The 14,411-nt window shown below is 39.9% G+C and carries 8 protein-coding genes; 2 read left to right on the top strand and 6 right to left on the bottom strand.

The window, feature by feature from the left end; all coding sequences use genetic code 11:
* Window positions 1-18: 18 nt before the first annotated feature.
* The 5 genes from CFK37_RS08585 to CFK37_RS08565 all read right to left on the bottom strand — a co-directional run bounded on the left by CFK37_RS08585 (window position 19) and on the right by CFK37_RS08565 (window position 6,917).
* A complete protein-coding gene (locus tag CFK37_RS08585; protein WP_089061473.1) occupies window positions 19-1,635 on the bottom strand; it encodes an extracellular solute-binding protein in 1,617 nt (538 codons plus the stop codon).
* A gap of 97 nt (window positions 1,636-1,732) precedes the next feature.
* A complete protein-coding gene (locus CFK37_RS08580) occupies window positions 1,733-2,638 on the bottom strand; it encodes a carbohydrate ABC transporter permease (protein ID WP_089061472.1) in 906 nt (301 codons plus the stop codon).
* 15 nt (window positions 2,639-2,653) lie between these two features.
* Window positions 2,654-3,574, bottom strand: coding sequence for an ABC transporter permease (locus CFK37_RS08575; RefSeq protein WP_245837377.1), 921 nt, complete (start codon window positions 3,572-3,574; stop codon window positions 2,654-2,656).
* 446 nt (window positions 3,575-4,020) lie between these two features.
* Complete coding sequence (locus CFK37_RS08570) at window positions 4,021-6,264, bottom strand: helix-turn-helix domain-containing protein (protein WP_172840476.1); 2,244 nt, start codon at window positions 6,262-6,264, stop codon at window positions 4,021-4,023.
* 32 nt (window positions 6,265-6,296) lie between these two features.
* Window positions 6,297-6,917, bottom strand: a complete 621-nt coding sequence (locus CFK37_RS08565; protein ID WP_089061469.1) for a YesL family protein — start codon at window positions 6,915-6,917, stop codon at window positions 6,297-6,299.
* Window positions 6,918-7,208: 291 nt separating this feature from the next.
* Here CFK37_RS08565 and CFK37_RS08560 point away from each other — a divergent pair, with 291 nt between their 5' ends.
* Together CFK37_RS08560 and CFK37_RS08555 are read left to right on the top strand one after the other, a co-directional pair.
* Window positions 7,209-10,292 (top strand): beta-galactosidase, encoded by a 3,084-nt coding sequence (locus CFK37_RS08560; RefSeq protein ID WP_089061468.1) that lies wholly within the window; start codon window positions 7,209-7,211, stop codon window positions 10,290-10,292.
* A 293-nt stretch (window positions 10,293-10,585) separates the two neighbouring features.
* Window positions 10,586-11,431 (top strand): AraC family transcriptional regulator, encoded by an 846-nt coding sequence (locus tag CFK37_RS08555; protein WP_089061467.1) that lies wholly within the window; start codon window positions 10,586-10,588, stop codon window positions 11,429-11,431.
* A 213-nt stretch (window positions 11,432-11,644) separates the two neighbouring features.
* On the opposite strand, the gene CFK37_RS08550 is transcribed toward CFK37_RS08555, so the two are convergent.
* Complete coding sequence (locus CFK37_RS08550; protein WP_089061466.1) at window positions 11,645-14,401, bottom strand: family 20 glycosylhydrolase; 2,757 nt, start codon at window positions 14,399-14,401, stop codon at window positions 11,645-11,647.
* Window positions 14,402-14,411 lie beyond the last annotated feature (10 nt).

Here is a 14,411-nt window from a genome sequence, read left to right as displayed (position 1 = left end):
TTTAATTATTTCTTATTTCTATTTACTTTCTGCCCAGCGATCGTAAGCTTTTTGATAAACATCTACATACTTTTCAATATTCATTTGTTTAATTGTATCGATGTACGTATCCCAGTTTGACAATGGTTCAACACCAGTAATGAATTTTGCCTCCATCTGCTTCACATAGGATTGCAGGTCAACCTCAATTGCATTAATTTGTTTTTGTTCGTCTGCAGTTAAATATACAAGTGGAAAAGGAACTTCCCCAAATGGATCGATTTTCTTCGCTGTTTCTGCGTTCACGAATTTTTCAAAATCTGACTTTTCTCCGTATCCTTCTATCGGACTTCTTAGCCCAGGTGTTGCAATTCCATAGTCAGGTGTCAATGTTCCACGGTAATCTTCAGATGACTCAAAGCCTTCTGGTATTTCCAGTTGTTTCTTCGTACCTGCATCTTTGTCCTTCCATTCCCAGAGATACCCTTCAGGTCCCTGATTCAAGAATACAAAGCCTTCTTTTGAATAGAAATAATCAACCCAGCGAATCGATGCTTCTGGATTCGGGTTGTTTTTTGTAATAGAGAAAGTTCCCCGCTGGATACCTGGATTCAGTGGTACCACTCGTTCTTTTGAAACAGGGCTAGTCAATGGATAGAACATAGGATTGTTAACTGCCTCTTCTTCTGTTTCACCAGTAGTAAAGAAGGAGAACCAATCCGGGAATACTCCTACTCTATTTGCCTGACCTTTTGCTTTTTTCTGTTCATCAGATTGTGAGAATGTTTCTGGATCCAGTAATTTTTCTTCATAAAGTTTATTCATGAATGTTAAGTATTCCTTATATTCCGGCTGGATAGGTGTATAACGTACTTTTCCATCGTTTTCTTCAATTCCCCATGTTTTCATGCCAAATGCACTTAGCAACCACGGTCTAGAACTATCCATTTTCACGTCAAGTAATGGAATTTCGTCTGCTTTACCATTTCCATTCGGATCCTCTGTCTTAAATCGTTTTAATAGTTCATAAAATTCTTCAGTTGTTTTCGGCAATTCCTTTACACCTAAAGCATCAAGCCATTGACCGTTATACCATAATGGCCCCGTATACCAGCTTGCTGAGGTGCCTCCTGTTTCCGCATTTACCATTGGCAATGAATAAATATGTCCATCAACTGTAGTAATCGACTTCTTCACTTCTGGTCTTTCCTCAAACAGCTTTTGCAGATTTGGTGCATAGTCTTTTATCAAATCTTCTAAAGGCAATAGCACACCTTGCTGCCCGTAGTCTACTTCCATGGCAGGAGTCAGGTTATTTGTTCCTGCACCAAAGATAATATCGGAAATATCACCACTTGCGAATGCCAAATTCAATTTCGTTTGAAAATCGCTTAGTGGTGGTGTTTCGTATTCAAAGGTAATATTAGTCATGTCTGCATATTTCTTTAATGTAGGCATGTTTTTCCACTCTTCCATCCCGGTACCAGGTGCCATCATGGACAGCCCTATTTCCTTATCAACAATTGGAAAGCCTTCCTTATTCACTTCAACACTTGCAGCTTTTGATGATTCTTTATCTTCATCATCATTCTGACAAGCTGACAACACAAAAATTGCAAAAACAGCAGTTAAAAATAATGTGAGTGCTTTTTTCATCTGTTAATCCCCTTTCAATTTTTGGTTACATAAGTATTCCTCTCAGATAGACCCAACCTGAATACGTAACCACCCCCTCAAGAAAAAAATTGACTTTCTACCCTTTCAGTGAACCAATCATAACGCCCTTAACAAAGTAGCGTTGTAAAAATGGATAGACAATGATAACCGGCAGGGTGGAAACAATCATGACCCCGTATTTAATAATCGCGGCCAGCTGTTGTTTACTGTGCAGCGCCTCTGCCATGTTTCCTGTAAGATTAGTGCTTTGTGACGACATCTCCTGAAGTACCAGGATTTCCCTTAGTACCAGTTGCAGCGGAAATAAATCTTTATCAGAGATATAGATCAATGCGTTAAAATAACTATTCCAATGACCCACACCATAAAACAGGGCCATAACCGCTATGATCGGTGCTGATAATGGTAAAATAATCTTCATAAACATCTTAAAGTTAGAACACCCATCAATAATTGCCGCTTCTTCCAATTCTTTTGGAACGGTTACCTGGAAGAATACACGGGCAATAACAATATTCCATACAGCCGCGGCATTAGGCAAAACCATTGCCCAGATTGTATCGATAAGACCCAAACTTTTTACCACTAAATAAGTTGGGATTAATCCACCACTAAAGAACATCGTTAGGACAAACATTCCCATGAAAAAATTCCTGCCAGTAAGGTCTTTACGTGATAATGCATATGCGGCTGGGATAGTAACAGCCAGGTTAATTAATGTACCTAACGCTGTATAAAAAATCGTATTTAAATACCCCCGCCAAATTTCATCATTTTCCAAGATCATTTTATAGCCCTCAAGCGTAAATCCTTTAGGCAACAGCCACATTTCACCCGAGTTAACGGCTGCTGGATCGCTGACAGAGGCACTTATGATATATATCAATGGATAAAGGACAATCAATAGCGCGAACGTTAAGAAAATGTAAATAAATATTTTCATAAATTTATCTACGCCTGTTTCATTAATAGCTGAATTCATTACTTTTCTCCTTCCCTACCATAGACTTGTTTCGGAGCGTTTCTTCGCTATTTGGTTTACTGTGATTAGTAAGATCGCATTAATTATGGCATTGAACAGGCCAACTGCTGCGGCGAAACTGTACTGAGCATCGAGTAAACCTGCCTGATAAACAAACGTTGCAATAACGTTAGATGATTCTAAGTTAAGTGGATTTTGCAACAGCAATATCTTTTCGAAGCCCATTGCAAGAAGATTTCCAACATTCATAATCAACAGGATAACCATTGTCGGTACAAGCGTTGGGATGTTGATATGCCAAATCCGCTGCAGTCGTGTAGCACCGTCGACAATTGCTGCCTCGTGATGCTGCGGGTCCACACCAGAAAGCGCAGCTAAATAAATGATTGTACCCCAGCCTGTACTTTGCCAGACACCAGAGAATACATAGACGGTTTTAAACCAATCCGGGTCACTCATAAATGGAATCGGATCAAAACCAAGTAACACGAGAAAGTGGTTTACAATACCAGTTGCTGGCGATAGGAACGCAATAATCATACCAGCCATAACCACAACAGAGATAAAGTGTGGCGCATAGGTTACAGTCTGTACTGTTCTTTTGTACAATCCATCTTTGACTTCATTTAAAGCTAGCGCCAAGATAATTGGTAATGGAAAACCAACTATTAGTTCATAAACACTAATTCCGAGTGTGTTCTTAAGTAAATCCCAAAAATAATAGGATTCAAAAAATCGAGTGAAATGTTCAAAACCAACCCATTCACTACCCCAGATTCCTAGAGAAGGAACGAAATCTTTAAATGCAATTTGTATTCCGTACATAGGAATATAGTGAAAGATAAAGAAGTATAGGAATGCCGGCAGAATAAATATGTACAGCTGCCAATTCTGCAGGATCTTTCTATTCTTTTTCTTTTTTGGCTTCTTGTTGATTACCTTAGGTTTAAATGGTTCTTTATTTTCCTCTTCCCGTTTTAAGGCGGTAGCTGTGTTTGTGCTCAAATTATATCCCTCCTCCTTTTCCGTTTCATGAAACTGCTTACATCTTATTATTTTCAGAAAATATAATCAATATGTTTTTTCGCCAAAAATTGTCATAATACGATGGAATCGCTTACATACAAAGGCGTTGCCAGAACGCAACTATGTAGAATTTGTTTTTCTATGTTTATTTTGACATTACCAGCCACGAGGCGCGTGCTAACAGGGTTTTTAAAACGACCGGGGTCAAACTGAACACATAACAAAGCGTTGATGTTGATTAAAAACCAGTCTGGTTAAAAACTCGGGCGGGAATCTAGACAAGTCAGGAGATAACAGACCGCCACATAATTATGTAAAAAAAACAGCCCCAACATTCGGGCATTACAAATGATCTTTCATTTATTTAACTTTCGGTATTGTCCGGGTGTCACGCCGACAATTTTCTTGAATTTACGCGTGAAATTTGCAACATCACTATAGCCTACATCGGTTACAATTTTCTTAATGGATTGATTTGTCTCCTTTAGCTGTTTCTTCACATCATTTATCCGCATGTCCTGTATATAGTGAGAAAAGGTTACACCGGTTTGTTCTTTGATAAACCTGCTGAGATAAGATACAGACAGTTGGAATTCAACCGCTAGTTTTTCCAAAGACACGTCATATAAATTATCTTTAATATACGTTAAGATATCATCCCGCAGTTCGTCGTTATGGCTTTCTTTTTTGGACTCGACCTCTCTGCAGATTGTTAGGACCACTGTCTGAAGCTGTTTGTGCAATTGGTCGATCGACGTAAAATCAACCATTTGATTAAAGCCTTCCAGATGTTTAGTCAAACTTAATTCCGACATTACTTTCACAATCGTATTAATAATATCAAAGCAAATACATTTTAACACTTGGATGGACATGTCCTTATCATCCAGCATGGTAAACATATTGCGCAATGTTTCCAAGGCAACAATTTCATCGCCTTGTTTTAAGCTTTGCACGAGTTTAATTTGTTGTTCTTTTGGATATCCAAGTGACTGTTCCGGTTGTGAACTAATATCCTCAAAGTAGATAATGCTGCCCTGTGGATTTACAAATTTATACTCCATCGCTGCAAGTGCTTCGATATAGGACCGGTTTATTTTGCTTTTTTCATCATATAATCCACCTACTCCGACGTAGGGATCAATGGATGAAGTCTCTTTAATATAATGCTGGATTTTTGGAACGATTGTCTGACGTTTTCCAGTAGCTTCTAATCCTTCCAAGCTGACGATTATCGCCATCGCATCGTTATAGAGCAGGTCAATGCCATATCCTTCAGCGTCAGGTAATGAGATATTCGCCATTGAATTGAAAATTTCTTCCCTCGCATGCAAACTTTCCGCGTTAAAAGTACCCTTATCAAAATAAATAATTGCAACGAAGTAATTACCATCCTTCATTTTAATATTAAGGGAACTTAACAAAGAATCTATTTCATCATTACCACTAATATCGCCTTTTAACAATCGCACAAGCAGCTGGTCTCTTGCGAACGGCTTTTGTTTGTACATTGTTTCGTTCAGTGTTTGATGGTCTTCAAATACATTTGTAATCGTATTGCGGATTTTTTCCAATTCGTTTCCATCGTTCATGTGGCCGGTTTCTTTTTTATTCGTCATTTCAAAGAGACTTCGTATCGGCTTATATTGGTTCCTGCCAAGGAAAATGGCTAGTGCCAAGCCAACAAATAATAATATTGCTAAAGTACCCATTATGATTGTTTTCGTCTGATCAAGCTTTCCAAAAAATTGATCTGCATCCATTAATGAAATAAATGTCCAACCGCTAACCTCTGATTTTACATAAACAAGTGAGTAGCTTTTTCCATCTATTTCGATGCTGCCAACCCCGTCTTTATCCATGGTAAACGAATCCAGATCTTCCTGTTTAATCCCTTTATCATTTATTGCAGCAGCAACGACCTGATTGCTGTCGTTAAAAATATATGTATTCCCTTTAAAGTCACCTAACACATTTTGAATCAAATCAGTCATTACCGATTCGTCAATAAAATACATAACCGTTCCATATGGATAGGGACTGCTGGGGGTGATTGGGAATAAGTAGGCAATCATCCGCTTTTTTTTATCATTGTTAACAATTACATTATCGGTTGGCTTTATTAAAGGTGTCGTCGTATGCAAGTCACTCATAAGCTCTTCCTTGTCCCATTGCTCGAACTGGTATTTCTGATGCAATAAAGCATTGATGGAATACGAACCCTTTGTGGAGTACACCTTATCGCCCGAATGGTAGTAGACAAATAATTCTTCGATAATCGAACTGTTTGCCTTATATTTTTTCAACTCATCAATTGCTTCACCACTGTAGTAGCCATGACTGAACATAAATGGTGTGAGCCGCGGGTCATAGGAGATTCTGGCTGCCAGTGTGGCAAGCTCCTTCATCCGTTCGTCCGTAATGCTTTCTACTTGCTCCAATTTGTTGATATTCGATTGTTCAATTTCCTGACGTAGGCTGGAGACTGAGTTGTAATAGATGATACCGCTCATAATCATGAACGGAACAAGGAAAACCAGTAGATAGGATACAATGTATTTATATAAAAGCCTTGATCTAATCCTATTAAATACTGACAAAACTCTCATCTCCCCTTTATCGAAACACACACTTAGTTGACTTTTCGTTCTTCTATTTGAACGCATGCACGATAGGCAAACCATGCAAGAGGATAAGCAATTAACGAAGAACCTGCAAAAAATAGCAGTACTGGCAGGTAGGTAAACAAATAAAATAACAATACTAAACAAATGATCATCGCAATTGTTTCAAATGGACGGGCAAAAGCGATGAAAAAAGATTGCTTGAAATATAGGAAATAGCTAAGCTTGTAGCGTGCAAAAACAGGAAAGAAATATAGTACCGTAATAAAATACAGGAAACAAACAATAAGCAAAAACATATGAACAAAAAAGGATTGGATCACCTGTTTGGAAATGTTCATATCAACGTATAAAAATGCACATAGACCAAGCAGGAGAAGCCCCAGGGCATTCGCCTTGAGAAACTGAGTTTTGAAGGTTTCATAGAACGTCTTAAAAATTGCCGGATCGGATTTGCCATCAAAGCCTTTATGGATGACGGTGAACAGTGCTGCAGTAGCCGGCATAAAGCCAAACACAACCAGACCCATTAGGGTGAACAGAACCCAAAGAATATGAATGTACATTACTTTGGCTAACCAGTTACCAATATCAAAAAACCACTTCAAAAAACCGTTTACAGACGTCATTCCAATCACTTTCCCCTCATGAAATACACAGTTGATTTAATTTGCTCTAGATTGTTACAAACCAGAGGTCCGATAGCGCAGTTTTACTCATAACACCGCTAACATTTTTAATTTTCTTTATACTATTTATTAACAAATTGTAACATAAAATTAACAATAATGGCATATCCCGACAGCATATTCTACAAATTATTTTTAAAATTTGTACCCTTTTGGTTGAAATAATTAGAAAATACGATTAACTTTATACTATCTATGATTAAAATTACTAGATTACGGAGGTAGTTCATTATGTCACAAATTGTCGTTTTCTACGATGCTCATTTTCCAATAGATGGCAGCAAGCCGGATCAGTCTTTCTTTGAGAGTTTTAACCAGGAATACGTGGTCGCGGACGCCAATTCCCTAGAAGAAGTATTAACCAATCAGAAAGTGGATTGTTTCGTGAATTGTCACGGTCCATATTTTCCGAAAAGTGCCTGGCCAGCAATCTACCATCACTTCAGCAGCGGAAAGGGTTTTGTCCAGATTGGCGGTGCGCCCTTTCGAATACCGTGCTATTTTGCTGATGGCGAATGGACAAAGGAACGGGAGCAAACAGCGTACCATCAGCAGTTAAACATTCATGAAGCCTTACACGTTGACTCGGAAACGGTAACTTCCTTACAGCATAACGAGGACATTCCTCTATTATTTGATAAGGAAGATTTGTTTACCATTGAGGATACATATAATTTTGTTTTACATGTTTCGAAATCCAGCTCCATTAAAGCGGAAATGGGTTCAGCAGGTCCGATGGATGCACGCATTTACCCATTACTGACAGGTATGTCACAGAGCGGGCGGAAGATTTCGGCACCAAGCGTCCTAATTGAAAACACAAAAGGTAAGTTTACTGGTGGCAGATGGGTTTTCATTAACCAAGAGGTAACTGGCGCTTTTTGGTCGGCTAAAGGCGTGGGGACCATCGAGGAGCTTGCATGTTCCGCTGCTAAAGGCGTAACAGAGATGTCGCTGAAAACGAATTACGCTGTATATGATGAAGGCGAGCGACCAAAGATAACACATCAACTGCAGTCTTTCGGTAGTGGCAATATGGACTGGAAGCTAACGTTTTCCGTTACCAAGGATGATCAGGAGGTTTTCACCAAACAAGCGGAAGTACAAGCTTCAAGGCAATTGAATGCACTTTCTTTTGTGGTGCCGATTGACGTGAAGCCAGGATTCTATAACATCACATGCCATGCAGAAGCAAACACCGGTGAAACGCGGATACTTCATCAGGGCTTCTGGGGAATGGATCGTCAATTGCTACAAAGCGGTGAAGCCTTATCCTGCGACAGGGATTACTTCTTTAAAGACGGACACCCGATGCCGATTGTCGGGATGACCTATATGACATCAGATGTCGCCAGGTACTTTCTCTTTTTACCTAACCCGCATGTTTGGGACCGGGATATGGCACAAATGAAGCGTGCCGGAATCAATTATATTCGAACGGGAATCTGGACAGCGTGGCGCAACATGATGTTTGTCGATGGCCACGTGGATGAGAATGTTTTGCGATCCATTGATGCGTTTATTTTATGTGCAAAAAAGCACGGGCTTGAAGTAACATTTAACTTCTTTTCCTTCACACCGGAAACGTGGGAAGGCGAGAATCCTTACCTTGACCCGCGCAGTGTTGAAGCACAAAAACGGTTTATTACAGCCGTCGTTGCGAGACACGTGGAAACAACCAATATCCATTGGGATTTAATCAATGAACCTTCTTTATTTGATCCTGACCGGACATTTGGCGGTCCACGTCCACTGCATGATAACCACGAACGCCAGGCGTACAAAGAATGGATCAGGAACCGTCACAGCTCGATTCGCGAACTGCAGGAAAAGTGGAATATGACGGAACAGGAGTTACCTTCACTTGCTGCGGTTGAACCAACAGATCCAAGTGAAGTCAATTTCGGTATCAAAGACATGATTACAGGCAAAAAAGGATTGAAGTGGCTGGACTATACGTTATTTACGATGGACATGCATAATAACTGGGCAAAAGAGCTGAGCGAAACAATTAAACAGCTGGCTCCAGATCAGCTTGTAACAGTCGGCCAGGATGAGGCACTTGCTGGTCAGCGCCCTTCGCCATTGTTTTATAGTGACGTGGTTGATTATACAACCAACCATACGTGGTGGCTGCTTGATCAATTGGTTTGGGATGGCATTTTTACAAAAGCACCAGAAAAACCGAATCTCATTCAGGAAACAGGAATTATGTATGTGGAACAACCGAACAGCCAGGCAAAAAGAAGTGAGAAGGAACTGCGAAATATTCTGGAACGAAAGTATGCCTATGCCTTTTCCACTGGCGGTGCAGGTGCCGTACAGTGGCTCTGGAATACAAACTATTACATGGACAATATTAATGAATCGAATATTGGAGCAGTTCGTGCGGATGGTACCGAAAAACCGGAAACCAATGTATCCTATGACTTTGGCGCGTTTATAAACGATACACGTGACTTGTTCCAAGGTCGGGAATTAGAAGAAATAGCAGTCGTCTTCCCGTTTTCCAATGATTTTTCCAATCGCAGACTGGCGTTTGACGCTACTACCAAGCTTACTAGAATACTAGCTTATGAGATGAACACACCATTCCGGGCAATAAGTGAATACCACCTTGATGCATTGCATCATGAACCGCCGAAATTAGTCGTTGTGCCAAGTGCCCATAATTTCAGCAATGATGCTATGGCCCGCCTATTAAAATTTGTTGAAAAACACGGAAGTACATTATTGTTTACCGGGCCAATTAACCTAGACGAATATTGGCATGATACTGGCCGGCTGACAGATTTAATTGGAACGAGCCATATCGGGAACATTCGCAGAGAAGAAATCGTGGAAATCAATGACAAGCACTACCCAGTTTCCTATGGCGGGGAACGTATTGCCGATACAATGCGAGAGGTTGTAGAATTAGATCCCCATGCTACTCCTACAGTTAAGGAGCTTTCACATGGTAAGGGGACAATCATTTGGTGTCCACTGCCCGTTGAACTGAATGAGCGCAGTGAGCCGATTATCGCCTTATATGAATATGCTATAGACCATGCTGGAATACCAAAGCATTTGCAATGGCGAAAAGGGGATTTTCCAGGGAATTACGGAAGAAAACTTTCATTTGCAAGCGGGTCATTGTTTATCTTTGTATCCGAGTTTGCCAGGGACACGCCGGTTGAAGTGAACGATCCCGACACAAATAAAACGTATTCTTTCTTGCTTGAGGCGGAAAGAACAGTGATGTTTGCGACAGATAAGGAAGGAAATGTTACGTCAGTCTATCGGCCGGATGAGGTTGAAATTACGAAAAGCTAATGTTTTTACCCAGTGAACACCTTTTCGAGGAGCCAAACGGAAAAATCACCATAATTACAGGTTTGAATGATGATAACCGGTAATCTAGTTATATTAAACTTAGCATTAAAGAACCTCATGTACTGCTGCCTCGTGTTCGGTTATCACATAGAATACGAGGCAGAGTTTTTACTGGTAGGTGCCTTATTTCTGAAAACATCTCTTCATGTGTAGAGCGCATTTCTTTTAATTTTGCTCTCTGGTATTTCATTCTCAAGCATTTTAGTATCCGATACTTATTAGGAGGGATTAAATTGTCCTACGAAGTCTATAAAATGAAGAATTTCCCTACTAAAAAGATGCCTTTTAAGCTGTTGTATGTTACCCGTTCGGATTATGATAAAGGATGGCACAGCACGCAGCATACTCATCACTTCACAGAACTCTTCTATATTGTAAAAGGAAAAGGATCCTTCATATTACCAGATCATGAAATTACGGTAAAAGAAAATGATTTAGTCATTATCAATCCTAACGTTGAGCATACAGAGAAATCCAATCAGCAGGATTCTCTGGAATATATTGCATTGGGAATAGAAGGATTGACCTTCTCACTTCCCGAGGAAAAGTATTCGCAATTGGGGCTCTATACGTATCAAGGGGACCGTATGGATATTCTCTTCTACCTTGACAAATTACTAGATGAAATACAGCACCATAACGACGAATATGAGGTCATCTGCCAAAACGTCATCGAAATCCTAATTGTCAAACTTAGACGCGAAAAAAAATTCAACATCGAAAAAACACAGCCAAAGAACATCAACAAAGCCGTTGCTTTTATCAAATATTATATCAACCAAAACTATCGCGATTCTATCACACTGGATACGTTAGCCAAACTAGGGAATATGAACAAATACTACCTGGCCCATACGTTTAAAAAAGATATTGGTATCTCTCCTATTGAATATTTAAACCAGATACGGATCAGGGAATCAAAAATTCTCCTGGAAACGACCAATTATACCATTGCAGACATTGCTGAATTAATTGGCTTTTCCTCGCAATCCTTTTTTGCCCAGGTATTTAAACGTTCGACAGGAACAACACCTTCTAAATATCGAAAAAAACCTGAAAAAGCGTTGGATGGTAAATAGATTCCGCTAAATAGGACGGTTGTAATTCCCGTTTCGTTTTAACAGATTGCTTCATGTAATAATGGTTCTAGCACCGGAATACTAGAACCATTTTTTCATATTTATAAAACAGTTAACTTATAGATTAGATATTCTACCTAATCGGAACTCCGCTATCAGCCTTTCATTCTACCTAGAATAATGCTGGACAATTTTTCACATCAATCAGATAATCTATTCCACCCACTTTGCAATTAATTCTTCCGCATCGTTGTTCAATGCTTTAAACGCTTTTTCCGAAAGTTGTCCATTATTTTTTTGTTGTTCGATTAGCAATTGGAAACTTTCCATATGTTTGATAATCTTATTCGCCTGTTCCTTTTCTTCGTAATGCTGAACAGCGGTCATATGCACTGTCAACAAGTGGGCCGCCTGCTCACTGGTAACTCCACCAATGCTCTGAAAATGATCAATCCGTTCCTTAATTCCTTCGGCGGTTACTGGCTGGTAGACCTTCAATTCATACAGAGAATAACCCCAGTTAATCGCACGTTTCGTCCCTTTCATCCTTACGTATCTGGTTTTTTCTACCGGAAAACGAATTATCTCCTTACCACCAGTACCTTCTTCCGTCACATATACATCCTTCCAGTTTTGCGCATCATTGGAAACCTGAATTTTATACCCTTTCGCATATGCATCTTCCCACTTCAGCACAACTTTATTAATAGAATGCTGTTTTAATAGATCTACATAAATCCATTCGTCATCACTATGTCCCGATGACCAGCGGGTTGACTCATTTTCATCGACAGCCAATCCCGGTGTTAAATAGTCAGTCTCTGATGATGAAGCGGTCGCCGGTTTACCTCCAGCAATGTTGATCAACCATTTTGGAGCATCTGCCTCTTGAGCGATTTCACTTGAGGATAGCTTCCGGTCAAAGATCTTTAATTCATCGATTACACCTTTAAAGGCATTTGTTTCACTTCCAACTGTATGCATCGGAAGCAGCAAATTATCTGGCAGCGTATCCTGCAATTTCCCATCAATGAACAGGGATGTACCATTTAAATCACCTCTAAAAGCAACATGCACCCATCTTCCAGTCGGAATTGCCGTGTCAAAGCTATAATCATACCCTTCCCGTGTAAATCCGGCATTGCCAGTTTCCGTTTGCGTTAGTTTTAACGAACCATAATCTGAGTCAAGCAAGATTTCCTCCGGCTGGTCTGTTTTCTCAAGCTTCACCCATGTCGAAACAGTCCATGGAAAGCCCTTTGAATCCAGGTCGGTCGTAATATGACTGGTGGAATTTGCAAATGAAACTGCCTTACCACTTTTACCATCAGCAATTACTTCAACATCGTGCAATGTACCGCTGTAGTCATTCCCAGAACTATCAGCTACTTTTTCTTTAGTTACATCATCAAATGAATAGTTCAGGACAGTATCAGTCTTTGTTTCAACTTCATTCGTTAAATTTGTCCCAGGTGCTCCACCTATCTCGCTTGTAAGTTTTTCAAATTCCGTAAATGTTACATCGTCCGATTCCCCACGCCACATTTTTTCAGCTAATGTTGGCATCGCATCAATCGCACGATCATGTACGTCCGGAATACTAATGTTTTCACCCAGCAAATCATTCCAGACTGCGAACATCCCGCCTAATAGGTTAGGTTCATCGTCACTTAGTGTTATACCTCCACTAAACACGGTTGGTTCCCAGTTATTGTAGAGCCATTTCGTATCCAAATAATCATGATAGTAATTTGCTTTTGGGACGATATACAACAATCCATCATCCGAATTAATAATTTTGTACCCCTCATCAATTGCTTGTTCCGGGTTGTACCATCCGACATTCCAAATGTTAAACACAACATCCTTGTCTACCTGAACATCACCCTTATAATACGTCAAGCCTCCCCAAGCTCGTACGGACTTACCTTGCTCTTTCATATGCTGATTTAACGTATTAATGTAATTACGGTAAACATTGCTCATTTCCGTATCATTACGATAAAATTCATCCGCACCAATATGAACTGCATCCGTATCAAACAAACCAAGATATTCATCCCAAACAGACTCAACAAAATCCACTGATTCTTGGCGTGTGATGTCAAGATGGTCCACCGGTAAATCCGGATGAACTAAATCTGGTCTCACTTTGGTAAATGCAAGTGCATGACTAGGCGTATCAAATTCCGGTGTAATTGTCAGTCCATTTTTGCCAGCAAGATCCTGCAATTCCCGGAATTCCTGTTTTGTGTAATGACCGTCCTTCGCAGTTAACTCCGGATACATGTCATTTTCTAGGCGAAATGCAGAATAAGCATCCCAGTGCTCACGACTGCTGTCTTTAAATATTTCATTATCATTCAAATGCAACTGAAAGTCATTCATTTTATACCAGCCCATGACTTTCGCATAATCTTTTAAAAAATCCATAGGGAAGTATTTACGACCCACATCCAGCATAAATCCTCTTTCCTGGTATTTTGGATAATCTTTCGCAACCCCTCTAGGAATCTTGCTTTTTTCCGGGTCTTGGACAAGAATTTGCAGAGCACTTCTTGTACCATAATAAACACCTGTTTCCGTATTAGCTTGTATCGTTAGCGTATCTTCCACGATGAAATGATAGCCTTCTTCGCCAATTGACTTATCTGTTTCATCTTGCATTGTCAAAAAAATGTCACCTGCTGATGGATGATCGCCCATTTTAATCGTGATATCTTTTCCAACTAATTCTTTTAAGTCTTCTTTAAACACGTCGGCTGTATCCATCAGCGCATCGCTGTAATCCGGATCAACGATAATGCGGGAGTCTGTACTAATCGTAAAAAATCCAGTTGAACCCTCCCATTCTTGTAGACTTGGAATAACTGTTGGTTTTTCATTTTTTTCTTGTGCCTGTACCGGGTGTAACGAATTTAAGCTGATTAGCAGCATAATAGAAAAAAAGAACACGATCCATTTTTTCAACGTTCTCACC

Origin of the sequence: Virgibacillus phasianinus (assembly GCF_002216775.1) — a bacterium.
In the GTDB taxonomy this organism is placed as follows: domain Bacteria; phylum Bacillota; class Bacilli; order Bacillales; family Amphibacillaceae; genus Virgibacillus_F; species Virgibacillus_F phasianinus.
This window is presented reverse-complemented; position numbering and strand designations above follow the sequence as displayed.

What these genes read in the sequence shown, in the direction of transcription:
- CFK37_RS08580 (WP_089061472.1), bottom strand. Translation starts at nt 2,638, where the DNA reads ATGAATTCAGCTATTAATGAAACAGGCGTAGATAAATTTATGAAAATA.
- CFK37_RS08560 (WP_089061468.1), top strand. Translation starts at nt 7,209, where the DNA reads ATGTCACAAATTGTCGTTTTCTACGATGCTCATTTTCCAATAGATGGC.
- CFK37_RS08565 (WP_089061469.1), bottom strand. Translation starts at nt 6,917, where the DNA reads ATGACGTCTGTAAACGGTTTTTTGAAGTGGTTTTTTGATATTGGTAAC.
- CFK37_RS08585 (WP_089061473.1), bottom strand. Translation starts at nt 1,635, where the DNA reads ATGAAAAAAGCACTCACATTATTTTTAACTGCTGTTTTTGCAATTTTT.